Below are 23,529 nucleotides of genomic sequence, written 5' to 3'. Positions count from 1 at the left end.
CGCAACCATTAAGGCGCGCTTATTAAGTTCGTAAAGAACTGCAATTGGTGTGTTCGAAGCACTCCTCTCGGGCCGGTTTTCTCCATTTATCCCAAACATCGAAATTGCATGACGGGGCGTGGTAAGCCATTGTTCCCAAAAAGAGTGATTTGATTTTCTGATACTGGAAATAGAGTGACGCCTCATGATGCATCGGTGTTTCCGGGGAATGGCCTTCGGCCTTCTGGGCGTGTTTTTTTCGATGATGAGCGCGGGAGGAGCCATGTCCGAGGATGAGATGACGCCGGGCGGATCGAGGGTCCTTCGGTACGAAGGTCACGAGTACGAGTTTCGCAGCCCGGAAGGCGAAGGCAGGAACCTGGACGAGATCACGGATTTCCTGGAAGGCTTTCTCGGCGAGAACACGGGCGTTTTCCACGAAACGGACTCCGACAAGGTCCACATCGATGTCCTGTATTTCCCGCCGCGGCCGGGGCAGGAATGGTGGACGCTGGTGACGAGCGGGATGAGCGACCTGCCGATGACGGTTCCGGACGGTCTGGAGGATCCGGAGGGGGTGGAACTTGCCGAACTCGTCCTGCTGCTTCCCGAGGATTGGTTCGTTGCCGATGAGAAGGGGATGGTTGCAGCTGACGTGGTCGAGGACCAGCGAAAATTCTGGCCCGTCGAAATGCTGCAGTGGCTGGCCAGATTTCCGCACGAGTACGAAAGCTGGATCTGGTACGGCCATTCCTTTCCGAATGGCGATCCCGCCGAACCCTATTCCAGCAACACGAAGCTTTCGAACGCGCTCATTCTGGTGCCGGTGCATTGGCAGCCGGAGCAATACAACATGAAGCTGAAGAACGGCCGCGACCTCACGTTTCTGAGCGTGGTGTTCCTTTACGATGACGAAAGAGACGTCAAGCTGCAGCAGGGAACGGACGCACTGACCGATGCCTTCGATCGCGCCGGTGTCACCGAGCTGCTTGATATCTCCCGTCCGAGCGCTGTCCGCACGAACAACGTTTTGGACTTTCTTCGCGGACTGACCAAAAAATAAGGCGCTCCCTCAGGTCTCCCACCATCAGGTTCCCATGGACGAAACGATAGTTGCCGAAATCCGGTCCCGGCTGACGACGCTGGAAGCGCAGGAGCGGGTCACGATTCCGCTTGCCATCGAAAGCGGCAGCCGGGCCTGGGGATTTCCGTCTCCGGACAGCGACTACGATTGCCGGTTCGTCTATGTCCGGCCGCTTGCCGAAACCTTCACCCTTTTTCCTCGGCGGGATGTCATCGAGGAACCGCTGACCGAGGTCTTCGATATCAACGGCTGGGAGCTTTCCAAGGCGCTGCGCCTGATGCTTGCCGGCAATGCGGTGATTGTCGAATGGCTCAGATCGACCTTTGCCTATCAGGAGAATGAGGCTTTTCGGGAAGCCGCGTTGCAGTTGGCGGAGGACGTCTGCGACAGAAGGCTGATCGGCAAGCATTATTATCATCTGGCGCAGAACCAGATGAAACGGTTCATCACACCCGGCGAGCCGGTTGCCCTCAAGAAGGTTCTTTATGCACTCCGGCCGCTCATGGCCATTCTCTGGCTGGAAGCAAACCCGGATGCGGCCGTCGCGCCGATGAATTTTCATGAATTGCGGGCGTCGGCGGATGTTCCGGAGCATGTCTCTGAAAAAATCGACGACCTGCTGCAATTGAAGGCGCAAAGCGGGGAAATCGGTACCGGACTTCTGGATCCGGCCTTGGCGGATTTCCTCTTCTCAGCGTTTCAACGTCTGGAACCCTGGAGTTCTGCTGCACCCTCCGCGTCCGATCGCGAGGCCGTTGTCGATGAATTTTGGCGTCACTGGTCGCGCGAACTGGCTCCGGTCTGACGACCGAAGCCAATTGAAACGAATTGGAATTTTCCTTTGCCGGGAGGCGTCACCCGTTTTGATCTTGCGGAATGCGTCTAAATGTTCTTTATTTGTTCCTGGTATTTTTTAGCGAGGAACGGGTCCCATGGGCATTCTCGATCACGTCGGTTTCGCGGTTTCCGATTTTGAAAAGTCGAAGGCCTTTTATGCACAGGCGCTGGCACCGCTTGATATCAAAGTCCTGATGGAGGTCACGCCGGAGATGACCGGCTGTGACGCACATTGCGGCTTCGGCAGGGAGCATCCTGAATTCTGGATCGGAACTGGCGAGCCGCTTACCGGCACGCTCCATGTCGCCTTTACCGTTTTCTCTCGGGACAAGGTCGATGCGTTCTATGAGGCGGCAATGGCCGCCGGAGGCCGGGACAACGGCGCCCCCGGGCTTCGGCCGCATTACCACGAACACTATTACGGCGCCTTCGTGCTCGATCCGGACGGCCACAACATCGAGGCGGTCTGCCATCGCCCGGAATGAAGGCCGAGAACGGGTTTGGAACAGGAGGACACCGGCATGCACAAGAGCAGACTGGCGGTGGCGGTCATCGACTGCCAGGAAGGCGATCTCGGCGAATACGGGGCCTTCTGGGCGAACGCCCTTGGACGGGTCGCGGAAGACCGGCCGAAGGACCCCAGGTACATCGACCTTCAGGGACCGGACACGGAGTTGCGTGTGCTGCTGCAATCCGTCGATCACAGCCCGCGGGTGCATCTCGATATTGAAACCGACGACATTCCCGCCGAGGTTGATCGGCTCAAGCGGCTCGGCGCCACCGAAGTCGGGAAATGCAAGGCCTGGGTGGTGATGGAGGCTCCGAGCGGGCACCGCTTCTGCGTCGTCGACCCACAGCGCCCGGACTTTGAGGAAAACGCCAACGTCTGGGACGATTGAGGACTCCGGCGGTGTCCACGCCGTTCACGCGCCATCAAACACGCGCGAGCCGGAGCTTTCAGAGGGTGACGTTGACGCGCGATTGGCCTAGGTCTGGAACCGGAAAACCCAGGAGGTCCCAGCCCATGCGTGCCCTAGTCCTTGCTGCCCTCGTCGCCGTCGCCAGTGCACCGACCGTTCTCCCGGCGAAGGCCGAAACCGCGGTCCTTGCCGGCGGTTGCTTCTGGTGCGTGGAATCCGATCTGGAAAGCCTGCCCGCCGTGCGAGAGGTCATCTCGGGCTATGCCGGCGGAACGACGGACAATCCCACCTACCGGAACTATCACGACGGCGATCACCGGGAGGTGGTCAAGGTGGATTTCGATGAGACCCAACTGAGCTACCGCGATCTTGTCGCCCTCTTCCTGCGTACCATCGACGTGACCGATGCGGGCGGCCAGTTCTGCGACCGCGGTCATGGCTATTCCACCGCGATCTACCCGCTGGACGACAAGCAGGCAGCCGAAGCGAAGGCCGCCATTGCCGAGGCGCAAAAGGATCTGGGCAAAAAGATCGTGACGCCGGTCGAAAAACCGGCGGTCTTCTGGCCGGCGGAAGATTATCACCAGGACTACTACAAGAGCAGTGTCCGCACGCTGACCCGCTTCGGCTACGTCAAGCGCTCCGACGCCTACAAGGGCTACCGCAAGGCTTGCGGCCGCGATGCGCGGGTGAAGGCGGTTTGGGGCGCGGAGGCCTATAAGGATCTGCCGCACCACGGATCGTAGATATCGCTCAAGAGGGCAGCAGGCCGCGGTCCTTCAGGGCCGGAACATAGGTCCGGCTGACCGGCAGTTCGGACATGTCTTCGGTGACCACGATCACGCTGCCGTTCATCCGTTTGACCCGCCGGATCGCTTTAAGCGCCACCCAGTGAGACCGGTGGATCTGCAGGCCGTCGGTCCGGTCCACCTCATCGATCGCATCCTTCAGGCGCATCAGCAGAGACGTCATTCCACGGGTCGTTGTGACCTCGACGTAGTGATCGTTGACAGACATTGAGACGATCCGGCCGCGCTTTTCCAGTGGTAGACGGCGGATCAGCCGGTCCGGTTCGTCGGACGCGGAGGAGGGCGGTGCCGCTTTGCCGTCGCTTTTTGAAAACACCGCCATGTTCAGGGTCACGACAGCGGCAATGACGAAACAATTGACCAGCTGCCGCAGGAGATAGACCGGCTCGGTAATGTCGCTGCCGAGCAGGATCAGGTTGATCGCAAGCACGACCGGCAGGACGCTGACCCCGGAAGCGAGCCCGGCCAGCGTATAGGCGAACAGCTTCGAATACCCCCGTTTCGAGCCCCATCTCCCGACGGCGGATCCCGCGAGGTATCCGACCGCGAAGCCCGCGAACACGATCGGGAGCCAGAACCCGAGCCGTCCGGGCAGGCTGAGGTCCTGCTGTGTGCCGAAGGGACCGGACAGGGCCAGAACCGCGACGATGCCGATCAGGATCGCGTAGGTCCTCGGCGCTGTAAATGCATCCTGCAGTTCACGAAGCGCGAATTGTAACGCGTTGCATTCGGCGAATTTGTCGGGGCGTTCATTCATCTCGCGTTGCTCGGACAATGCTGTAGCGGCTTCTCTTCTTCCGTCTTAGCGCATTTAGAGCATCGGAGAGAGAAGCGGATGATATTCCTCGTCGAAATGGTCAAACACACGCCTTTGTGGGTATGGGGCGTTCTGATCTATGTCTGCTATGCCAGTTACCAGCAGACCCGGGACCGCGCCGCAAGACCGGTGGTGATGCTTGTGTTCCCCGTCCTGTTTTTCCTCCTGGCGGCCGTTCGCCTGGCGCGTGTCGAAATCACCGGTCCGGTATTGGAGGGCCTTGCCATGGGAACGATCGTAGCCGCCGGCGCGTTGCTGGCACTCAAGCCAGCGCGCGGGACGACGATGGAAGAGAACGGCGCATACAGGATCCGGAGCGATTATTTTGCAGCCCTCCTGTTCCCGGCGACGTTCGTGACTTTTTACGTTCTGGCGGTCCTGAGTGCCGTCGACCCGTCAGCGAAAGCCGGTCCGGCGTTCCAGATCGTATCCGGGGGCATCAGCAGCCTGTCGACGAGCTACACGGCTTTCCGCGTGATCGCGTATTTCCGGACCGGCAAGGCGGCTGCACGCCGGAGGCTACGACAGACAGCTTAAACCCCGGCCTCGAAGGCTTCGACCAGATCGATGAAGGCCTCGCCGTAGCGCTCCAGTTTGGTCTGGCCGACGCCGGAAACGGCAAGCAGTGCGTCAGGGGACACCGGCCTTGCCTTGGCGATGCCGGCCAGCGTCGCGTCCGGGAAGACCACATAGGGCGGCACTTCCGCGTCCCGCGCGATCTGGGTGCGCAGCCGGCGCAGGCGTTCGAAGAGCAGCCGGTCTTCCGCCTCGAGGTCGTCGGCCAGCGACGCGGAATGCTTGTCGCGGGTCTTCTTCAGGCTCGCCGTTCCCCGGTCCTTGCGCAGCAGGACTTCCCGCTCGCCCCGGAACACCGCACGGGCCTCCTCGGTCAGGATCAGGGCACCGAAATTGGCGTGGTCGACATCCAGCAATCCACCGGCGACAAGCTGGCGGGCGACCGATTGCCAGGTCTTGGCGGAATGCTCCTGGCCGACGCCATAGACCGACAGGCGGTCATGGCCGAAGCGGGTCGTCTTTTCCGTTTCCTTGCCGAGCAGCACATCGATTACATGACCGGCGCCGAACCGCTGGCCGGTCCGATAGACCGCGGACAGGAATTTCTGTGCCGCTTCCAGCCCGTCCCAAGTCTCCACCGGCGACAGGCAGGTGTCGCAATTGCCGCAAGGCTCCGGATAGGTCTCGCCGAAATGGGCGAGCAGCGCCTGGCGGCGGCAGCCGGCGGTTTCGCAAATGCCGAGCAGCGCATTCAGCTTGGCATTTTCCGCCCGCTTGATCTCGTCCGGCGCATCGCCTTCGGCAATCATCCGCCGGCGCTGGACCACATCGGCCATGCCATAGGCCATGAAGGCTTCCGACGGCGCTCCGTCCCGACCGGCACGGCCGGTCTCCTGGTAATAGGCTTCCACGGAAGACGGCAGGTCGAGATGGGCAACGAAGCGCACATCCGGCTTGTCGATGCCCATACCGAAGGCAACCGTGGCGACAAGGCAGAGGCCTTCCTCCAGCAGAAAGGCGTCCTGGTTGGCGGCACGAATATCGGGCGCAAGGCCGGCATGATAGGGCAGCGCGCGGATGCCCTTCGACGTCAGCCACTCGGCGATGTCCTCCACCTTGGCGCGCGACAGGCAGTAGACGATCCCGCTCTCGCCCTTGTGGCGGGTCAGGAAGTCCAGAAGCTGCTGGCGCTGGTTGGTGCGTTCGACGATTTCATAGCGGATGTTCGGACGGTCGAAGCTGGTGGAAAAGACATCCGCCTCCTCCAGCTTCAGGCGTTTGAGAATGTCTTCCTGGGTGTGCGGGTCGGCGGTCGCCGTCAGCGCCACGCGCGGCACGCCCGGATACCGGTCCGCCAGAGAAGACAGGGTCAGGTACTCGGGGCGGAAATCATGACCCCACTGGCTGACGCAATGCGCCTCGTCGATGGCGAACAGCGCAATCTGGAGCGTGTCCAGAAACCGGCGGAAGCTCTCTGTCGCAAGCCGTTCCGGCGTCACGTAGAGAAGATCCAGCTCACCTGCAAGCGCCCGGGCGCGCACCGCGTCCTGTTCGTCCGGTGACAGCGCGGAATTGAGCGCCGCGGCACGGACACCGGCGGCCAGAAGCGCGCCGACCTGATCCTTCATCAACGCAATCAGCGGCGAAATGACAATGCCGATACCGGGCCGGCACAGGGCCGGGATCTGGTAGCACAGCGACTTGCCGGCGCCGGTCGGAAACAGGACCACCGCATCCTGCCCGGCGACGAGGGTGTCCACGACTTCCCTTTGGCGCCCGCGAAAGGCGTCATAGCCGAAGACCCGGCGCAGAACGTCTGCGGGGTCGGAGAGCGCAGTAATTTCCGGAGCTTCGGTTCGAAGCGGCTGAATGGAGGACAAGCCGATGATTCCTTAAGTCTTGCCGAACCATCTCTTATTCGCGGACTTTGGGCAATCACGGTCTGTGGATGATTTAAGAAAACGAACGGTCCAAATCAAAATTCCGCGTCCGGTTCGCTCGCCAAGGTCTCCGCGCAGTGGACGCGCAGGCGTTCGGTCAGTTCGGCGAGATCGCCTTCCAGCGCGTCCGGGCCGATCGGCTTGCCGAAATGGACCCGGAAGGCCGCGTTCTTCTTGTTGAGAAGTTCGTTGAAGACGGTCATGTCGCGCAGTTCCGTCGACACCCGCGCCAGGAAATAGAAAAGCCCCGAGTTTCGACCGCCCATGTGGATCGGAATGATCGGCGCATTGTTCTTGCGCGCCAACGCCAGGGCGGAACTCATCCACGGCCGTTCGGTCAGCTTGCCATCGTGCCAATAGGCGAGCCGGCCGGAGGGAAACAGCACCACCACCCGCTGGCTGGAAAAGGCATTGGCTGCAATCCGGAGCGTTTCCTTGGTCTTCTCGCGGGTCTTGAAGCCTTCGCGCCATTCCACCGGCACGATCATGTCCGCAAGGCGCGGATTGAGGCGGATGGCGTCCCTGTTGGCGAAGATGGCCAGATCCGTGCGCCGCGGCTTGATGGCGTCGTAGAGGGCGATCCCGTCGGCGATGCCGGTCGGATGGTTCGAGACCAGCACCACCGGTCCGCTGGCCGGAACCCGCTCCAGGCCGAGGGTCGTCATGTTCAGGGTCAGGAGGTCGCTCAAGTGATCGAACACCGCCTTGGGTTCCATTGGTCCGATGGTGTCGGCCATGTCGACCGCAGACCGGTACCGCAGGATCTTGTGCGCAATCGGACGGATCAAAGGCCACCAAGGGCTGGACATGACCTTTTCGCCGCGTTCCGCAATCAGCGTGTCGACAATATGCATCTCGCCTTGCAGCGGCTGACTGTGGTCGGCCTGCAATGCCGCAGTCGTCTGGTCGGTCGTCGGCACGAACTGTCCTTGGGTCTTTCGTTGGTTCTTATTGCAGCATGGTTACCGAATGCCGCGGCCCGGCGCAAATACCAGTTATCGCAGGCGGAACCATGGCGCCGCCCATTGCGACGGAATCAGCTCCAGACCGGAGAGGTGAATATCGCCACGGCCGACAGGAAACCGACGCCCCAGGAGAGCGATCTGGGCGTTGCCCGGTCGGTCCAGTAGCAGAAGGTGTAGATGAGCCTCATGGCGATGAACAGGACAGCGAGCCGGTCGATCCAGTAAGGATCGCCGCCCTGGCCGAGGCCGACGATCACGGCGATGGCGAAAAAAGGAAAGCCTTCGAAACCGTTCGCCTGGGCCGCATACGACCGCGCGCGGAAGCCGTCGCGCCAAAAGTCCGGATTACGGGGATTGGCGTTGTCGTAGTCCTTGTTGAACTTCGCCGGAAGCGCGGCGGCCATGGGCAGGATCGCGGCAATCAGAATACACCAGACGGAAACGGGCACGGGAGTTCCTCTTCCTTGAACGAGTGGGGTGAAGGCCGGCTTGCGACCTGCGGGTTAAGGTCGGGTCTAATGGCGGGCGGGACAAGGCCGCGGTGGAATGAATAGGAGACGGGATCGAATAATCGGCACATCGTTTGAGTGAAATCAACGAAGGCCGCGCCCAATCGCGGTTGGTATAGCGCAATTACATTTGCCTGTCGGGACGGACCTGCGGGCAACACGCTCCAAGGAGGGGAAGACATGTCCGTATCCGATTGGCAATCCTTCATTTCACAGACCGACAAGCGCATGGCAGATCTGCGCGGCGGAATTCCCGGGGTCACCAAGGGATTTCACGAAGTCGCCCGCGCGGCGATTGCGCCCGGTGTGCTGGACTCCAAGACCAAGGAACTGATCGCCCTTGCCATCGGCATCACGGCACGCTGCGACGGCTGTCTTGCCTATCACGCCAAGGCCGCCGCGAAATACGGCGCGACTCGGGAAGAGGTCATGGAGACGATCGGCGTTGCGGTTTACATGGGCGGCGGCCCGTCCATGATTTACGGTGCCGAGGCGCTGGCCGCCTTCGATGCCTTTGCACCGAAGGCGGAAGACTGATCGAAGTCAGGGGCGCGGCACATGGGCACCGGTCGACGGATCGGTTCCCAGATAGCCGTTGCCGCCCTGTTTCCAGGCATTGAAGCCGCCGGCCATGTGGGCGATCTTCGAAAAGCCCGCGGCCAGGCATTTTTCCGCCATTCTCCGCGACCGCATGCCGGACCCGCAGTAAAGCACGATCGGGCGGTCTTCCGGCGAGCCTGGCAGACGGGCCGGGTCGAACGCCGACATGGGGGCCAGAAGGGCGCCACCCACGTGCTCGAAATCGTATTCGGAAGGGGTGCGCACGTCGATCAGGACGATCGCGTTGCGGTCATACATTTCCTTGACTTCGGCGACTGACAGCGTCTGCAGCGTTCCGCCGTTGATGATTTCCGTTTCCGCCATGGGTGCGGTCCTTTTCAGGTTGGGATGACTGAGGATGAGCGTCGGTTTGTTATATCCGAATTATTGAAGATATAGGAGCGTCTGCCCGCGTTGAAACCGGAATTGATTGGGTCGGGATCTCAATTCCGTTTTTGCAGCCAAGAGTGTCACATTCTCTTCCAAACCCGCGGGTAGAGGAGGTGCCGGTGCGCTGGGGCGATTCGCATAACGGTAATACGGAGGTTCGCGGTGTCCAAAACAACCGTGCTGTTCGTCTGCTCTGACAATGCATTCCTGAGCCCGCTCGCGGAAACCTACATGAACGCCAGGGGTAACGGCATCGTCAGGGCCTTTTCGGCCGGCCTCGTGCCGGCTCTGGAACTGCATGCGGCGGCCCGGCGGCTGTTGTCCGCCCATGGCATGCAGACGGACGGGCTGACCCCGAAAAGCCTGGACGTGTTCCTCCAGCCGCTTGCGCCGGCACTTGATCGAATCATTTATCTGGCGGATCTGCCGAAAGGCGATCTGAGCGCCCTGTGGGGCGATGCGCCGGCAATCGATGTCTGGAAGATCGCCGACGCGCTGCCGCGCCCGGAATCCTTCGAGACTTGCGTCGACATGTTTCGCCGGGTCTGTGGCGCGATCGATGAGGTTCTGGATCCGCCCGTGCATCCAGAAGCGGTCCATAGAGCTCTTGCCGGTTAGAGCGTTTTCCGATCAATTTGGGTCATTTGACCGAGGCGATTTTGCTCTCTGGGAAGGCGGTTCGCCCGCCGTGGTGTCACTCACCACAAGGGTGGACCAACGAAGCCAGAGGGCGAAATCGCCCGGCCCCTGTCTGACTTCTTTCTACATCGTCCAGTTGTTTTTTGGGTGAGGATATCCGGCCCATCGGCAGCGTTGCGCCGCTTGCCCGATACGCCGTATCGCGCTTCGCGACGCGCCTTGCCGAGTGAACCGGATATCCTCATCAAATGACCCAAATTGATCGGAAAAAGCTCTAGGATTGCTGTCCGGAAACGGCCGAGGCCAGCCTGCGCGGCTGTGACAACGCGCGTGTCACATTGGTGCGGATCCAGTCTTTCATGCGCGCCTTCGGCGCCTTGATCAGGCCGATCATGTCGCCGGATTGATAGGTCAGTCTGGCGGCGAACTTGCGCGCCAGGGCCTGCATGGTGTGATTGGCCGCAAGGCAGCTGATATAGATGTGCTCGATCTGGAGATCGCGCGCCTCGTTCAGGAGAGCATCCATCAACCGGGTGCCGACGCCATGGCGGCGCCAGTCCTTTTCCACGCAAAAAGCGGCTTCGGCCATATGTGGTTCGGGTAGGGGGCGCAATTCCGCGGTTCCGCGCAGGACGCCGTCTTCGAAATAGCCGAAAATGACCGGACTTTGCGCGAAACTGGTCTCCGCATAGGAAACCATGAACGAATCATCGACCGTCATCGCGAACCGGTTTCGCCGGCTTTCCGGATCCAGGCGCAGAAGGAGATCGCGAAAGGCGTTCTTTTCATCGCCTCGGAGGGGGCGAATCGTCCCGGAAGGCGCGGAAAACGCTGCGTTACCGTTCTTTGGCTGTTTGGTCCGGAACCATGTCTTGGCGGACTGCAGCATGGAAGGCTCCTGTTAAAAATAGCCCTCCCAAGGCGTCCTCCCAGACGTTAGAAGTCATATAAAGGCCGTATCTGGCCTTTTTCAATAGCGCAACTCTTAGACTTGAGTCGGGTTTTGGCGTTTTCATCAATTGTGGGCTAAGACTTGGTAAAGATTGGTCGCGGCGGAACGGGACGGAACGATATGATGCGGAATGCGACGATTGTTGTCGGGCTGTGTATTTTGGTCGGCATGACGGGATGCCAGAGATTTTCGGGAAGCCGGCAATACGCCGCTCCTTTGCCGGCGACACCGACGACACCGGTCGGTCAGGGGGACTTGCAGCCGCTTGACGGATCCGTTCCGGGCGGTCCTTACGGCGATACGGCAACCGGCACGGATGTCGCCGCAAACACGATTTCCGAACCGACAGGGGCGATTGAAGTGAGCCGCAGCGACATGCTCGGCGGCTGGAAGCTGAGTTCGGGTGGCGACAATTGCATGGCCTTCATGACGCTGACCACCTGGTCCGGCGGCTACCGCGCCAATACCCGCGGATGTAGCAGCCCGCTCCTGAGCGGAATTTCCGCCTGGGACCTGAGCGGAAAGCAGGTGGTGCTGAAGGATGGGAGCGGACAGACCGTTGCGCAGCTTTACGCAACCACCGCGCAGCAGTTCAACGGACAGACCGCGCAGGGTGTCCCAGCGTCGCTTTACCGTTAACAACTTAAGGTATTTTTTACTAGACGATACGCGTCCAAGCTGTAAACTTGTTTTATCAAGGGAGACAGCTGAGACATGTCCAAATACGATCCGTTGCGTGAACACCTGGCACGCCTGGAAGATGTGGTCTGGGCCGCCAAACTCGACGATGTCGAAGATATTCTTGGATCTCATTTGCCTAAAAGCGCGCGCGAACATCGCACGTGGTGGGCGAATTCAGGCGGCCCTCTTGTCCATCAGAATGCGTGGCTCGATGCGGGCTGGCGGGTCGAAAGAACCGATCTCAACCGCAATGTAGTCGTGTTCCGGCGGTTGCGGATCGGGGGAACCGCGCTTGCCGGCAGCAACGGCACGGCGCGGCCGCAGGCGCGGGAAAAAAGTAGCGATGCGGAACGGCGGCTGGCCAAGGCCATGCCCGCCCTTCGCCAGCCGGTGACGGTCACGCTGCGTGCGGAATGGACCACGCTCGGCAATCTGCACAAGGTCCCCTGTTCGGCAACGAATATTCCTCAAGGCCCCGGAATTGTGAGAGCGGTGAGCCTGAGGGAAGGCGAGCCAAGTTCCCTGATCTTTCCGGCCGATTCCGTCCAGCACTGCTACAGCCGCCTGCGAAAGGCGATGAAGGACGAAGGTTCGGAAAATGACAGCAGCCTGCTGGTGTCCCTGGGGCTGAACCGGACGACGCCCGTCGAATGCGATGCGGTCAAGGTTGGCAATGCCTGGCTTCTGACCGACGGCCGGGGCCGGAAGGCGAATTTCGAGGATGAAACCGAACGCGACCTGGTCGCCCAGCTGCTGTATCTCCAGGAACTGCAGGCCGGACGGATTGCAAAGCTCCTTCCGGAATAGGTCCCTGTTGAAAGACCGGGTACGGGTACGCCTTTTGGGGGACCGTCTCAGCCGTATGAAAACTATTTTTAGCCAATCAACCGATTAGGTCGGCGCCCGGCCTTGCATCCGGGCGCAATAGACCGTATTCGCCATGCGACAATTTGTACCCGCCGTCCGAACCGCCGGCACTGCGGATGTGGCATTCTCGCATGGAGCGCCAGATTTGAAACTCGAACTGCCGGTCAACCGGGCGCTGGAAGCGCGCTACGATGCGCTGGTCGCCACGGGCGAAATCACCCGGGACGCCGCGCAGATCGAAGCGGTCCGCAAGCTCGATCTGTTGAACAGCCGTCTGGCAGAGGTCCGGCTCGCCTCCAAGAAAAGTTCGCTCGGCTGGCTCTTCGGCCGCAACAAGGATCTCTGGAAGGAAGTGGTCGGCCTCTACATGTGGGGCGGCGTCGGACGCGGCAAGACGATGCTGATGGACCTTTTCTTCGAGGTCACCGTCATCCGCCGCAAGCGTCGGGCGCATTTCCACGAATTCATGGCCGACGTCCACGACCGCATCTACGCCCACCGGCAGGCGCTCAAGCGGGGCGAGGTCAAGGGCGACGATCCGATCGTGCCCGTCGCCGAGCAGATCGCCGTCGAGACCCGGCTTCTGTGCTTCGACGAATTCTCCGTCACCGACATCGCCGATGCAATGATCCTCGGCCGTCTGTTCGCACGGCTGTTCGAACTCGGCGTCGTTGTTGTGGCGACGTCCAACGTGGACCCGAAGGACCTCTACAAGGACGGGCTCAACCGGCAGCTGTTCCTGCCCTTCATCGATCTTCTGACCCGCCATGTCGAGGTCGCCAAGCTGGACAGTCCGACCGACTACCGCCTGGACAAGCTGGCGGGAGCGCCGGTCTATGTCACACCGCTGGGGACAGAAGCGGACGAAAAGATACAGGGCTTGTGGCACCGGCTCACCAATGGTGTGACACCCCATGAGGAAGAACTGGAAAACAAGGGACGGAAGATTCCGGTCGGCAGGGTTGCATCCGGTGTCGCACGGTTTACCTTCGAGGAACTGTGCAGCCGCCCTCTCGGCGCCTCGGACTATCTTCGGATAGCCCATGCCTACCGGACGGTGTTTATCGAGAATATTCCGGTCATGGACAAGCCGCGCCGCAACGAGGCCAAGCGGTTCATCAACCTGATCGACACGTTTTACGACAGCGGGGTGAAGGTCATCATCTCGGCCGAGGCGGAACCGACCGGGCTTTACGTGGCGCCGGACGGGACGGAAGCCTTCGAATTCGACCGGACCGTTTCCCGGTTGATCGAGATGCGATCGGAGGCCTACCTGACGGGAGAAAATCATCACGGACAATCCTGAGTATACATTACGTATAGGTCAATGATCTCAGCGTGAGTCCAGACAGGAATTTGGAGTTTCAGGCGCAATAGTCTTTAGATTAGCTTGCGCAGGGAAGCCAAAGGGAGTAGTGCCATCCCCGTCATCAGCGGATGGCATAAGGTTCCATCTTACGTAAAGGGAAACTTTCGGATATGGCGCGGAACAAGATTGCTTTGATCGGCTCAGGTCAAATCGGCGGTACGCTCGCTCATCTTGCTGGCTTGAAGGAACTTGGAGACATTGTTCTCTTCGATATTGCGGAAGGTGTTCCGCAGGGCAAGGCGCTGGACCTGGCTGAATCTTCACCGGTTGACGGCTTCGATGCCAAGCTCGTCGGCGCGAACGACTACGAAGCCATCGAGGGCTCCGACGTCGTCATCGTCACCGCAGGTGTTCCCCGCAAGCCGGGCATGAGCCGCGACGATCTCCTCGAAATCAACCTGAAGGTCATGGAACAGGTCGGCGCCGGCATCGCGAAATACGCGCCGAACGCCTTTGTCATCTGCATCACCAACCCGCTCGACGCCATGGTCTGGGCCCTGCAGAAGTTCTCCGGCCTGCCGGCGAACAAGGTCGTCGGCATGGCCGGCGTGCTCGACAGCGCCCGCTTCCGTTACTTCCTCGCCGACGAATTCAACGTCTCTGTGGAAGACGTGACGGCCTTCGTGCTCGGCGGCCACGGCGACACCATGGTGCCGCTGATCCGTTATTCCACCGTTGCCGGCATCCCGCTGCCGGACCTGGTCAAGATGGGCTGGTGCACGGCGGAACGCCTGGAGGAAATCGTCCAGCGCACCCGTGACGGCGGCGCGGAAATCGTTGGCCTCCTGAAAACCGGCTCCGCTTTCTACGCTCCGGCCTCCTCCGCCATTGCCATGGCGGAAAGCTACCTCAAGGACAAGAAGCGCGTCGTGCCCTGCGCGGCGGCCCTGAGCGGCCAGTACGGCCTCAAGGACACCTACGTCGGTGTGCCCGTGGTCATCGGCGCCGACGGCGTCGAGCGCGTGATCGAAATCGATATGAACGCGGATGAAAAGGCGATGTTCGACAAGTCTGTCGCATCCGTCGAGGGTCTCGTCGAGGCCTGCAAGAAGATCCAGCCGGCGCTCGCCTGAGCCGCCAGACGGAACCCGATGATCGCCGCCTGACAAACGGCGGCGGTCCTCCGCAACCGGAGGAAACGCATGAATATCCATGAATACCAGGCCAAGGCGGTGCTGAAGGAATACGGCGCGCCTGTCGCCGAAGGCGTCGCTATCTTCTCCGCCGACGAGGCGGAGGCCGCAGCGAAGAAGCTTCCCGGACCGCTCTGGGTCGTGAAGTCCCAGATCCACGCGGGTGGCCGCGGCAAGGGCAAGTTCAAGGAACTGGGCCCGGATGCCAAGGGCGGTGTCCGCCTCGCGTTCACGCTTGACGAAGTCATCGCCAACGCCAAGGAAATGCTCGGCAACACGCTGGTGACCAAGCAGACCGGCGCGGCCGGCAAGGTCGTCAACCGTCTTTACATCGAAGACGGCGCCGACATCGAGCGCGAACTTTACCTCTCCATCCTGGTCGACCGCACCGTCGGCCGTCCGGCTTTCGTGGTTTCCACCGAAGGCGGCATGGACATCGAGGCCGTTGCCGAGGAAACCCCGGACAAGATCGTCACCCTGCCGATCGATCCGGACACCGGTGTGACTGCGGCCGATGCCGGCAAGCTCTGCGATGCGCTGGAGCTTGAAGGTGCTGCCCGCGAAGACGGCATGAAGCTGTTCCCGATCCTCTACACGGCGTTCATGGAAAAAGACATGAGCCTGCTCGAGGTCAACCCGCTAATCGTCATGAAGGACGGCCGTCTGCGCGTTCTCGACGCCAAGGTGTCCTTCGACGGCAACGCCCTGTTCCGCCACGACGACATCGTTGCCCTGCGCGACGAAACCGAAGAAGACGCCAAGGAAATCGAGGCGTCCAAATACGACCTCGCCTATGTCGCTCTCGACGGCGATATCGGCTGCATGGTCAACGGCGCGGGCCTGGCCATGGCGACCATGGACATCATCAAGCTCTACGGCGCAGAGCCGGCGAACTTCCTCGATGTCGGCGGTGGCGCTTCGAAGGAGAAGGTGACGGCCGCGTTCAAGATCATCACCTCCGATCCGAACGTGAAGGGCATCCTGGTCAACATCTTCGGCGGCATCATGCGCTGCGACGTGATCGCGGAAGGCGTGGTCGCGGCCGTGAAGGAAGTCGGCCTGCAGGTTCCTCTCGTTGTCCGCCTGGAAGGCACCAACGTGGAACTCGGCAAGAAGATCATCAACGAAAGCGGTCTCAACGTGATCGCCGCCGATGATCTCGACGACGCCGCCCAGAAGATTGTGAAAGCCGTCAAGGGATAATTGGCAGCATGCTGCGGAAAGCGTTGATAGCAATGCTCTGTTTTCTGGCGCCTTCCGCGGCGGTTTCCGGTAGTGCCTTCACGCCGGAATATGCAGCCAATGTCTTTTGGGAGTTCCGCAAGCTTGTCCCCGATGACTCTGCAGCTGAAGCGTACTTCAGAGGCGTCGGGTTCAAGCTGATATCGAAGCATAACGCCGAAGATAAACGTTACCTTGAATACGCTGACCGGTCGGAAACGCTGTTCGCAATCTTGGATCAGGATCTGCATCCGCCGATTGCAAACAGCCTTTATTTGTCGGTTTCGACTTACGGAACCGATCGACGGTTTGTCAGCCGGGTGATCGACATTCTCGGAGGAAAGCTGAACCGCTCCGACGAGCGTCCCCTGGAGTCCGGCGACGGCTGGGAAGATGTGGGTTGGGTCGGGGGCGACAAGAACAAGGCCACGGTTCTTATCTCGGTTGCCTACAACGCGGAACATCACGTTACGAAAATCTGGAGCCATCAGCTCCGCGTAGGAGACGAATGAATGTCCATCCTCGTCAATAAAGACACGAAAATCATCGTTCAGGGCCTGACCGGCAAGACCGGCACGTTCCACACGGAACAGGCGCTGCAGTACTACGGCACCAAGATGGTCGCCGGCGTGCATCCGAAGAAGGGCGGCGAAACCTGGACTTCCGGTGTCGACGCCTCCGCGACCCTGCCGATCTTTGCTTCCGTCGGTGAAGCGAAGGAAGCAACCGGCGCAGACGCCTCCGTGATCTATGTTCCGCCGGCAGGCGCCGGTGCGGCGATCATCGAGGCGATCGACGCGGAAGTCCCGTTCATCGTCTGCATCACCGAGGGCATCCCGGTGGCCGACATGGTCAAGGTCAAGGCGAAGCTGGAAAAATCCAAGTCGCGCCTGCTCGGCCCGAACTGCCCGGGCATCCTGACCCCTGAAGAATGCAAGATCGGCATCATGCCGGGCTCCATCTTCAAGAAGGGCTCTGTCGGCGTCGTGTCGCGCTCCGGTACGCTGACCTATGAGGCCGTGTTCCAGACCACCAACGCCGGCCTCGGCCAGACCACCGCTGTCGGTATCGGCGGCGACCCGGTCAAGGGCACCGAGTTCATCGACGTGCTGGAAATGTTCCTCGCCGACGACGAAACCCAGTCGATCATCATGATCGGTGAAATCGGCGGTTCCGCGGAAGAAGAAGCCGCCCAGTTCCTGATCGATGAGGCCAAGAAGGGCCGCAAGAAGCCGATGGCCGGCTTCATCGCGGGCCGGACCGCCCCTCCGGGCCGCACCATGGGTCACGCCGGTGCCGTGATCTCCGGCGGCAAGGGCGGCGCGGAAGACAAGATCTCGGCCATGGAAGCGGCCGGCATCAAAGTTTCGCCGTCTCCGGCGAAGCTTGGCGAGACGCTTCTTGAAGTCCTGAAGGGCTGACCAATATTTATGCCCCAGGCGGGACGGAATTTGTTTACGTTTCGTAAGGCATAGTGACAGGATTGGAACGAGGCGCGAAAGTGCCTCGATCCGCATTCGAGGGGACCGGCAATTGCGCCGGTCTGAAAAGGAAACCAGATCGGGCCCTCAGGTCCGACCGTCAGTAAAAGGGCGGAGCAGACCTCCGCTGGATGGACATGGCACGGCAGGAAGCGAACAAAGTCTTCGCACTGACGTCGTTGCTTTACGGCGCCAACGCAGCCTATATCGAAGATCTCTACGCGCAATATAAGGAAAATCCGAACTCGGTCGAAGCCGAGTGGCAGGATTTCTTTGCCAGTTTCCAGGACGCCAAGGAAGATGTGCTCAAGGAAGCACAGGGCGCTCCGTGGAAACGCAAGGACTGGCCGATTGCGGCGAACGGCGATCTGGTCAACGCCTTTGACGGCAACTGGGCTCCGATCGAAAAAGATCTCGGCGACAAGCTGAAGAAGAAGGCGGAAGCCAAGGGGGCACCGGTCTCCGAGGCCGAAGTCCATCAGGCGACGCGCGATTCCGTGCGCGCGCTGATGATGATTCGCGCCTACCGCATGCGCGGCCATTTGCACGCAAACCTCGATCCGCTCGGCCTTGCGGCCCTGAAGGATCACGAGGAACTGCATCCGGCCTCCTACGGCTTCACCGAAGCCGACTGGGACCGCAAGATTTTCATCGATCACGTGCTGGGTCTGGAATACGCCACGATCCGCGAGATGCTCGACATTCTGAAGCGGACCTATTGTTCGACCCTCGGCGTCGAATTCATGCACATCTCCGATCCGGCGGCGAAGTCCTGGCTTCAGGAGCGCATCGAGGGGCCGGACAAGCAGGTTGCCTTCACCAAGGAAGGCAAGAAGGCGATCCTCAACAAGCTCATCGAATCCGAAGGCTTCGAGAAGTTTCTGGACGTCAAGTACACCGGCACCAAGCGTTTCGGTCTCGATGGCGGCGAGGCGCTGATCCCGGCGCTGGAACAGATCATCAAGCGCGGCGGCCAGCTGGGCCTGAAGGAAATCGTTTTCGGCATGGCCCACCGCGGTCGCCTGAACGTGCTCTCCCAGGTGATGGGCAAGCCGCACCGCGCCATCTTCCACGAGTTCAAGGGCGGCTCCTACGCGCCGGACGAAGTGGAAGGCTCCGGCGACGTGAAGTATCACCTCGGTGCCTCCTCCGACCGCAGCTTCGACGACAATGACGTCCACCTGTCGCTGACGGCCAACCCGTCGCACCTGGAAATCGTCAATCCGGTCGTGCTCGGCAAGTCCCGCGCCAAGCAGGATCAGCTTTCCGCTGTCGACGGCCATTGGGTCGAGACCACGGAAGTCGACCGCTCCAAGGTGCTGCCGCTGCTCCTGCACGGCGATGCGGCCTTTGCCGGCCAGGGTGTGGTTGCCGAGTGTTTCGGCCTGTCGGCGCTCCGCGGCCACCGCACCGGCGGCTCGATCCATGTGATCATCAACAACCAGATCGGCTTCACCACGAACCCGCGTTTCTCGCGGTCTTCGCCCTATCCGTCGGATATGGCCAAGGTGATCGAGGCGCCGATCTTCCACGTCAATGGTGACGATCCCGAAGCGGTGACCTTCGCCGCCAAGATCGCCATCGAATACCGTCAGATCTTCGGCCGTCCGGTCGTGATCGACATGATCTGCTACCGCCGCTTCGGCCATAACGAGGGCGACGAGCCGGCGTTCACCCAGCCGATCATGTACCGCAAGATCCGCAAGCATGCGACGACGCTGCAGATCTATTCCGAGCGGCTGGTCAATGAAGGCGTCGTTTCGGCGGAAGAAGTCGAGGAGATGAAGGCCAGCTGGCGCAAGCATCTCGACGACGAGTTCGACGCCGGACAGGCCTTCAAGCCGAACAAGGCCGACTGGCTCGACGGCAAGTGGTCGGGTCTGAAGCGGGCCGAAGGCGAGGACGATCCGCGCCGTGGTTCGACGGGCATTCCGATGGACGAACTGAAGGACATCGGCCGCAAGCTGTCGAATGTTCCTGACGGCTTCAACATTCACCGGACCATCGCGCGTTTCATGAAGAACCGCGAGCGCATGATCGAGACCGGCGAAGGGATCGATTGGGCAACCGCGGAAGCGCTTGCCTTCGGCGGCTTGCTGCGTGAAGGCCACGCGGTGCGGCTGTCCGGCCAGGATTGCGAACGCGGCACCTTCTCCCAGCGTCATTCGGTTCTGTATGATCAGGAAGACGAAAGCCGCTATATTCCGCTGAACCACCTCGGCAAGGATTCGGCCCGTTACGAGGTCATCAACTCGATGCTCTCCGAAGAAGCCGTCCTCGGCTTCGAATATGGCTATTCGCTGGCCGAGCCGAACGCACTGACCTTGTGGGAAGCCCAGTTCGGCGACTTCGCCAATGGCGCGCAGGTCATATTCGATCAGTTCCTGTCGTCGGGCGAGCGCAAGTGGTTGCGCATGTCCGGCCTGGTCTGCCTGCTGCCGCACGGTTACGAAGGCCAGGGGCCGGAGCACTCTTCCGCCCGTCTGGAGCGTTATTTGCAACTTTGCGCGGAAGACAACATGCAGGTCGCCAACTGCACGACGCCTGCGAACTACTTCCATATCCTTCGCCGTCAGCTGAACCGCGACATCCGCAAGCCTTTGATCCTGATGACGCCCAAGTCGCTGCTCAGGCACAAGCGTTGCGTCTCCAAGATCACCGAAATGGCCGAGGACACCACGTTCCACCGCCTGCTCTGGGACGATGCGGAAATGGGCAGCTCCGAAACCAAGCTGGTGGCCGACGACAAGATCCGTCGCGTCGTCATGTGCTCCGGCAAGGTCTATTACGATCTTCTGGAAGAACGTGAGAAGCGCGGCGTCAACGATGTCTATCTGCTGCGGGTCGAACAGCTCTATCCGTTCCCCAAGAAGGCTCTGGCAAAGGAACTGAACCGCTTCAAGAATGCGGACATGGTCTGGTGCCAGGAAGAGCCGAAGAACATGGGCAGCTGGTTCTTTGTCGAGCCCTATATCGAATGGGTCCTGGAGCAGATCGGCGCGAAGACGACGCGTCCGCGTTATGCGGGCCGGCAGGCATCGGCGTCGACGGCGACCGGTCTCATGTCGTCCCACCTCGCCCAGTTGCAGGCATTCCTCGACGCGGCGTTTGAATAATTTGGCGGAGGCTGGCAACAGCCTCCCTCTTACCGGAACCGGCCAGGCAAACTTAAGAGAAGGCGACCATGGCAACCGAAATTCGCGTGCCCACACTGGGTGAATCCGTATCCGAAGCTACCATCGCCCAGTGGTTCAAGAAGCCGGGCGATGCCATCGCGGCCGATGAACCGCTGGTGGAACTGGAAACCGACAAGGTCACCGTCGAGGTTCCCGCTCCGGCAGCCGGCACCTTGGAAAGCATTGTCGTCAACGAGGGCGATACGGTAGAGGTCGGCGCCCTTCTCGGACAGATCTCCGAAGGTGGCGCTGCTGCTGCGCCGAAGCCGGCCAAGGCGGAAGCCAAAACGGAAAGCAAGCCGGCCGCCGCTCCTAAGGCCTCCGAACTGGTCGACGTGATCACGCCGAGCGCCGGTGAATCCGTCACCGAGGCGGAAGTCGGCGAATGGAGCGTGAAGGTTGGCGATGTGGTCAAGGCCGACGACGTGCTGGTGGAACTGGAAACCGACAAGGCCGCCCAGGAAATCCCGGCGCCGGTCGCAGGCACCGTCGTCAAGATCGTCGCCAACACGGGCGATACAGTCGAGCCCGGCAACCTGCTGTGCCAGATCGATGCCAGCGGCGCCGCCGTTGCAGCCGCTCCGGCACCAGCTGAAGCCGCACCCGCAGCAACCCCTGCTCCGGCCGCAGGCGGATCGTCCATGCCGCCGGCACCGTCGGCCTCCAAGATGATGGCCGAAAAGAACCTTTCCGCCGATCAGGTCGCCGGCTCCGGCAAGCGCGGCCAGGTGCTCAAGGGCGATGTCATTGCCGCCGTCCAGTCCGGCATTTCGAGCACACCGGCCCCCGCACCGGCAATGGCCCGCGGTCCCGTCGCAGCCGAAGACGAGGCGCGCGAGGAACGCGTGCGCATGACCAAGCTGCGCCAGACCATTGCGCGCCGCCTGAAGGACGCCCAGAACACGGCGGCCATGTTGACCACCTACAATGAGGTCGACATGGGCCCGGTCATGGAACTGCGCAAGCAGTACAAGGACCTGTTCGAGAAGAAGCACGGCGTGAAGCTCGGCTTCATGGGCTTCTTCACCAAGGCCGTCACCCATGCGCTGCAGGAAGTTCCGGCCGTGAACGCGGAAATCGACGGTACGGACATCATCTACAAGAAGTTCTGCCACGTCGGCGTGGCCGTCGGCACCGACAAGGGACTGGTGGTCCCGGTCGTGCGTGATGCCGACCAGATGTCGATTGCCGAGATCGAAAAGGAAATCGGCAACCTCGGCCGCAAGGCCCGGGACGGCAAACTGGGCATGGCTGATATGACCGGCGGGACCTTCACCATCTCCAACGGTGGGGTGTATGGTTCGCTCATGTCGTCGCCGATCCTGAACGCGCCGCAGTCCGGCATCCTGGGCATGCACAAGATCCAGGACCGTCCGATGGCCGTGAACGGTCAGGTGGTCATCCGCCCGATGATGTATCTGGCGCTCTCCTACGATCACCGGATCGTCGACGGCAAGGAAGCCGTGACCTTCCTGGTCCGCGTCAAGGAAAGCCTGGAAGATCCGCAACGCCTCGTTCTGGATCTTTAATTAAAGACCTGAACCCGGGGAGGTCCGGATCATGAGCCTGGAGTTTCTCATCACCGCCCTTGTGGTCGTCCTGGTGCCCGGCACCGGTGTCGTCTACACCGTGGCGGTCGGGCTCGGAAAAGGGCGACTGGCAAGTGTGGCAGCCGCCATCGGATGCACCTTCGGCATTCTACCGTCCATCCTGGCCTCCGTCCTCGGGCTCTCCGCCCTGCTGCACACCAGCGCCCTCGTGTTTCAGGTTCTGAAATACGCGGGCGTTGCCTATCTGCTGTATCTGGCCTGGCAGACCCTGAAAGACCGTGGTCCGATGGACCTGAAGGCCGACGACGGCCGTTCAAAATCGCCGGTCTCGATCGCTGTGACCGGTGCCCTGATCAACATTCTCAATCCCAAGCTGACGGTGTTCTTCCTGGCCTTCCTGCCGCAGTTCGTGGCCCATGATGCAGCCCGTCCGGTCGTCGAGATGTTGTCGATGGGTGGCGTGTTCATGGCCATGACCCTGGGCGTCTTCATCGTTTACGGCCAGTTTGCCGGTCTTGTCGGCCAGAAGGTTCTCGGAAGCGAGCGGGTGCTGACCTGGATGCGCCGTTCGATTGCGGCGACCTTCGCGGCTTTCGGCTTGCGGCTGGCCCTGACGGAACGGTGACGGGGAGGATTCGTGGTGAAACAGGATTTCCCGGGAGGCCATCCTGCGGGCCGTGCCTTTAAGGCAATGCTCCGTGGCGCCGTTCTTGCCATCGCAGTTATTCTGATCCAGGCGTCCGTCTCTTTCGGTCTGCTGTCGGTTGACGGCAATCGCGCCGAAGCGGCCTTCAAGGCCGTCTACCTGGCGAACCTGGAAGGCACCTATTCCGTGGACGGCCGCAACACGGACGGCTCTCGCTACAGCGGCCGCGTGTACATCACGGTTCAAGGCGACATGGCGCATTTTCGCTGGGAAATCGGCAGCCAGACCTACCGGGGTCAGGGAACGCTCAACGGTAACGTCCTGACCATCGACTGGGGTTCGAAGGACCCGGTGGTGTATCAGGTCAATCCCGATGGCAGCCTGGACGGTGTCTGGGCCGGCGGCAGGGCGTCGGAGCGCCTTGTGCGGATTCAATAGAAAGACCGGG

Annotated in this window: 25 protein-coding genes; 19 read left to right on the top strand and 6 right to left on the bottom strand. The window is 61.1% G+C overall.

The window, feature by feature from the left end; all coding sequences use genetic code 11:
- Positions 1-262: 262 nt before the first annotated feature.
- The 5 genes from ABIN98_RS02180 (at position 263) to msrA (ending at position 3,566) form a co-directional block, all read left to right on the top strand.
- Positions 263-1,042 (top strand): suppressor of fused domain protein, encoded by a 780-nt coding sequence (locus tag ABIN98_RS02180; protein WP_346906990.1) that lies wholly within the window; start codon positions 263-265, stop codon positions 1,040-1,042.
- Positions 1,043-1,076: 34 nt separating this feature from the next.
- Positions 1,077-1,868, top strand: a complete 792-nt coding sequence (locus ABIN98_RS02175) for a nucleotidyltransferase domain-containing protein (RefSeq protein ID WP_346906988.1) — start codon at positions 1,077-1,079, stop codon at positions 1,866-1,868.
- Positions 1,869-2,001: 133 nt separating this feature from the next.
- A complete protein-coding gene (locus ABIN98_RS02170) occupies positions 2,002-2,385 on the top strand; it encodes a VOC family protein (RefSeq protein WP_346907178.1) in 384 nt (127 codons plus the stop codon).
- Between the two features lie 36 nt (positions 2,386-2,421).
- Positions 2,422-2,799 (top strand): VOC family protein, encoded by a 378-nt coding sequence (locus tag ABIN98_RS02165; RefSeq protein ID WP_346906986.1) that lies wholly within the window; start codon positions 2,422-2,424, stop codon positions 2,797-2,799.
- A gap of 125 nt (positions 2,800-2,924) precedes the next feature.
- Positions 2,925-3,566: a peptide-methionine (S)-S-oxide reductase MsrA gene (msrA, locus tag ABIN98_RS02160; RefSeq protein ID WP_346906984.1), complete on the top strand. Its 642-nt coding sequence runs from the start codon at positions 2,925-2,927 to the stop codon at positions 3,564-3,566.
- 7 nt (positions 3,567-3,573) lie between these two features.
- On the opposite strand, the gene ABIN98_RS02155 is transcribed toward msrA, so the two are convergent.
- Positions 3,574-4,386: a LytTR family DNA-binding domain-containing protein gene (locus ABIN98_RS02155; RefSeq protein ID WP_346906982.1), complete on the bottom strand. Its 813-nt coding sequence runs from the start codon at positions 4,384-4,386 to the stop codon at positions 3,574-3,576.
- A gap of 78 nt (positions 4,387-4,464) precedes the next feature.
- On the opposite strand from ABIN98_RS02155, the gene ABIN98_RS02150 reads away from it, so the two are divergent.
- Positions 4,465-4,983 (top strand): hypothetical protein, encoded by a 519-nt coding sequence (locus ABIN98_RS02150; protein WP_346906980.1) that lies wholly within the window; start codon positions 4,465-4,467, stop codon positions 4,981-4,983.
- Here the strand turns inward: ABIN98_RS02150 and recQ are convergent.
- The 3 genes from recQ to ABIN98_RS02135 form a co-directional block, all read right to left on the bottom strand.
- A complete protein-coding gene (recQ, locus tag ABIN98_RS02145) occupies positions 4,980-6,842 on the bottom strand; it encodes a DNA helicase RecQ (RefSeq protein ID WP_394701403.1) in 1,863 nt (620 codons plus the stop codon). The two genes, ABIN98_RS02150 and recQ, sit on opposite strands and share 4 nt — an antisense overlap.
- A 95-nt stretch (positions 6,843-6,937) precedes the next feature.
- Positions 6,938-7,822, bottom strand: coding sequence for a 1-acyl-sn-glycerol-3-phosphate acyltransferase (locus tag ABIN98_RS02140; protein WP_346906978.1), 885 nt, complete (start codon positions 7,820-7,822; stop codon positions 6,938-6,940).
- 116 nt (positions 7,823-7,938) lie between these two features.
- Complete coding sequence (locus ABIN98_RS02135) at positions 7,939-8,316, bottom strand: MAPEG family protein (protein ID WP_346906976.1); 378 nt, start codon at positions 8,314-8,316, stop codon at positions 7,939-7,941.
- A 240-nt stretch (positions 8,317-8,556) separates the two neighbouring features.
- Here ABIN98_RS02135 and ABIN98_RS02130 point away from each other — a divergent pair, with 240 nt between their 5' ends.
- A complete protein-coding gene (locus ABIN98_RS02130; RefSeq protein WP_346906974.1) occupies positions 8,557-8,913 on the top strand; it encodes a carboxymuconolactone decarboxylase family protein in 357 nt (118 codons plus the stop codon).
- Positions 8,914-8,919: 6 nt separating this feature from the next.
- Here ABIN98_RS02130 and ABIN98_RS02125 read toward each other — a convergent pair whose 3' ends face one another.
- The gene (locus tag ABIN98_RS02125) at positions 8,920-9,300 is read right to left on the bottom strand and encodes a rhodanese-like domain-containing protein (protein ID WP_190292456.1); all 381 of its coding nucleotides are present in this window, start codon (positions 9,298-9,300) and stop codon (positions 8,920-8,922) included.
- A 228-nt stretch (positions 9,301-9,528) separates the two neighbouring features.
- Here ABIN98_RS02125 and ABIN98_RS02120 point away from each other — a divergent pair, with 228 nt between their 5' ends.
- On the top strand, positions 9,529-9,984 hold the full coding sequence (locus tag ABIN98_RS02120) for an ArsR family transcriptional regulator (protein WP_346906972.1): 456 nt from the start codon (positions 9,529-9,531) through the stop codon (positions 9,982-9,984).
- A gap of 295 nt (positions 9,985-10,279) precedes the next feature.
- On the opposite strand, the gene ABIN98_RS02115 is transcribed toward ABIN98_RS02120, so the two are convergent.
- Complete coding sequence (locus tag ABIN98_RS02115) at positions 10,280-10,894, bottom strand: GNAT family N-acetyltransferase (RefSeq protein ID WP_346906970.1); 615 nt, start codon at positions 10,892-10,894, stop codon at positions 10,280-10,282.
- 183 nt (positions 10,895-11,077) lie between these two features.
- On the opposite strand from ABIN98_RS02115, the gene ABIN98_RS02110 reads away from it, so the two are divergent.
- The 11 genes from ABIN98_RS02110 to ABIN98_RS02060 all read left to right on the top strand — a co-directional run bounded on the left by ABIN98_RS02110 (position 11,078) and on the right by ABIN98_RS02060 (position 23,519).
- Complete coding sequence (locus ABIN98_RS02110) at positions 11,078-11,596, top strand: protease inhibitor Inh/omp19 family protein (protein WP_346906968.1); 519 nt, start codon at positions 11,078-11,080, stop codon at positions 11,594-11,596.
- A gap of 75 nt (positions 11,597-11,671) precedes the next feature.
- On the top strand, positions 11,672-12,445 hold the full coding sequence (locus tag ABIN98_RS02105) for a hypothetical protein (RefSeq protein WP_346906967.1): 774 nt from the start codon (positions 11,672-11,674) through the stop codon (positions 12,443-12,445).
- Positions 12,446-12,650: 205 nt separating this feature from the next.
- Positions 12,651-13,811 (top strand): cell division protein ZapE, encoded by a 1,161-nt coding sequence (gene zapE, locus ABIN98_RS02100; protein WP_346906965.1) that lies wholly within the window; start codon positions 12,651-12,653, stop codon positions 13,809-13,811.
- Between the two features lie 173 nt (positions 13,812-13,984).
- A complete protein-coding gene (gene mdh / locus ABIN98_RS02095; RefSeq protein WP_346906963.1) occupies positions 13,985-14,947 on the top strand; it encodes a malate dehydrogenase in 963 nt (320 codons plus the stop codon).
- 69 nt (positions 14,948-15,016) lie between these two features.
- Positions 15,017-16,210 carry an ADP-forming succinate--CoA ligase subunit beta gene (sucC, locus tag ABIN98_RS02090; protein ID WP_346906962.1) on the top strand — a complete coding sequence of 398 codons (1,194 nt, stop codon included), beginning with the start codon at positions 15,017-15,019 and terminating at the stop codon, positions 16,208-16,210.
- Positions 16,211-16,218: 8 nt separating this feature from the next.
- On the top strand, positions 16,219-16,740 hold the full coding sequence (locus ABIN98_RS02085) for a hypothetical protein (RefSeq protein ID WP_346906960.1): 522 nt from the start codon (positions 16,219-16,221) through the stop codon (positions 16,738-16,740).
- Complete coding sequence (sucD, locus tag ABIN98_RS02080) at positions 16,741-17,649, top strand: succinate--CoA ligase subunit alpha (protein ID WP_346893669.1); 909 nt, start codon at positions 16,741-16,743, stop codon at positions 17,647-17,649. It begins immediately after the preceding gene.
- 197 nt (positions 17,650-17,846) lie between these two features.
- Complete coding sequence (locus tag ABIN98_RS02075) at positions 17,847-20,825, top strand: 2-oxoglutarate dehydrogenase E1 component (RefSeq protein WP_346906958.1); 2,979 nt, start codon at positions 17,847-17,849, stop codon at positions 20,823-20,825.
- Between the two features lie 68 nt (positions 20,826-20,893).
- A complete protein-coding gene (gene odhB / locus ABIN98_RS02070) occupies positions 20,894-22,414 on the top strand; it encodes a 2-oxoglutarate dehydrogenase complex dihydrolipoyllysine-residue succinyltransferase (protein ID WP_346906956.1) in 1,521 nt (506 codons plus the stop codon).
- Positions 22,415-22,445: 31 nt separating this feature from the next.
- Positions 22,446-23,060, top strand: coding sequence for a LysE family translocator (locus ABIN98_RS02065; RefSeq protein ID WP_346906954.1), 615 nt, complete (start codon positions 22,446-22,448; stop codon positions 23,058-23,060).
- Between the two features lie 15 nt (positions 23,061-23,075).
- Positions 23,076-23,519, top strand: coding sequence for a hypothetical protein (locus tag ABIN98_RS02060; protein WP_346906952.1), 444 nt, complete (start codon positions 23,076-23,078; stop codon positions 23,517-23,519).
- Positions 23,520-23,529: the final 10 nt, after the last annotated feature.

It is taken from the genome of uncultured Roseibium sp. (assembly GCF_963675095.2).
GTDB lineage: Bacteria > Pseudomonadota > Alphaproteobacteria > Rhizobiales > Stappiaceae > Roseibium.
The sequence above is the reverse complement of the archived record's forward strand: the minus strand, read 5'-3'. Positions and strand labels throughout refer to the sequence as shown.

What these genes read in the sequence shown, in the direction of transcription:
- sucC (WP_346906962.1), top strand. Translation starts at nt 15,017, where the DNA reads ATGAATATCCATGAATACCAGGCCAAGGCGGTGCTGAAGGAATACGGC.
- sucD (WP_346893669.1), top strand. Translation starts at nt 16,741, where the DNA reads ATGTCCATCCTCGTCAATAAAGACACGAAAATCATCGTTCAGGGCCTG.
- ABIN98_RS02175 (WP_346906988.1), top strand. Translation starts at nt 1,077, where the DNA reads ATGGACGAAACGATAGTTGCCGAAATCCGGTCCCGGCTGACGACGCTG.
- ABIN98_RS02110 (WP_346906968.1), top strand. Translation starts at nt 11,078, where the DNA reads ATGATGCGGAATGCGACGATTGTTGTCGGGCTGTGTATTTTGGTCGGC.
- ABIN98_RS02105 (WP_346906967.1), top strand. Translation starts at nt 11,672, where the DNA reads ATGTCCAAATACGATCCGTTGCGTGAACACCTGGCACGCCTGGAAGAT.
- ABIN98_RS02150 (WP_346906980.1), top strand. Translation starts at nt 4,465, where the DNA reads ATGATATTCCTCGTCGAAATGGTCAAACACACGCCTTTGTGGGTATGG.
- ABIN98_RS02130 (WP_346906974.1), top strand. Translation starts at nt 8,557, where the DNA reads ATGTCCGTATCCGATTGGCAATCCTTCATTTCACAGACCGACAAGCGC.
- ABIN98_RS02125 (WP_190292456.1), bottom strand. Translation starts at nt 9,300, where the DNA reads ATGGCGGAAACGGAAATCATCAACGGCGGAACGCTGCAGACGCTGTCA.
- ABIN98_RS02115 (WP_346906970.1), bottom strand. Translation starts at nt 10,894, where the DNA reads ATGCTGCAGTCCGCCAAGACATGGTTCCGGACCAAACAGCCAAAGAAC.
- msrA (WP_346906984.1), top strand. Translation starts at nt 2,925, where the DNA reads ATGCGTGCCCTAGTCCTTGCTGCCCTCGTCGCCGTCGCCAGTGCACCG.
- ABIN98_RS02165 (WP_346906986.1), top strand. Translation starts at nt 2,422, where the DNA reads ATGCACAAGAGCAGACTGGCGGTGGCGGTCATCGACTGCCAGGAAGGC.
- ABIN98_RS02155 (WP_346906982.1), bottom strand. Translation starts at nt 4,386, where the DNA reads ATGAATGAACGCCCCGACAAATTCGCCGAATGCAACGCGTTACAATTC.
- ABIN98_RS02065 (WP_346906954.1), top strand. Translation starts at nt 22,446, where the DNA reads ATGAGCCTGGAGTTTCTCATCACCGCCCTTGTGGTCGTCCTGGTGCCC.
- ABIN98_RS02075 (WP_346906958.1), top strand. Translation starts at nt 17,847, where the DNA reads ATGGCACGGCAGGAAGCGAACAAAGTCTTCGCACTGACGTCGTTGCTT.
- odhB (WP_346906956.1), top strand. Translation starts at nt 20,894, where the DNA reads ATGGCAACCGAAATTCGCGTGCCCACACTGGGTGAATCCGTATCCGAA.
- mdh (WP_346906963.1), top strand. Translation starts at nt 13,985, where the DNA reads ATGGCGCGGAACAAGATTGCTTTGATCGGCTCAGGTCAAATCGGCGGT.
- ABIN98_RS02180 (WP_346906990.1), top strand. Translation starts at nt 263, where the DNA reads ATGTCCGAGGATGAGATGACGCCGGGCGGATCGAGGGTCCTTCGGTAC.
- ABIN98_RS02085 (WP_346906960.1), top strand. Translation starts at nt 16,219, where the DNA reads ATGCTGCGGAAAGCGTTGATAGCAATGCTCTGTTTTCTGGCGCCTTCC.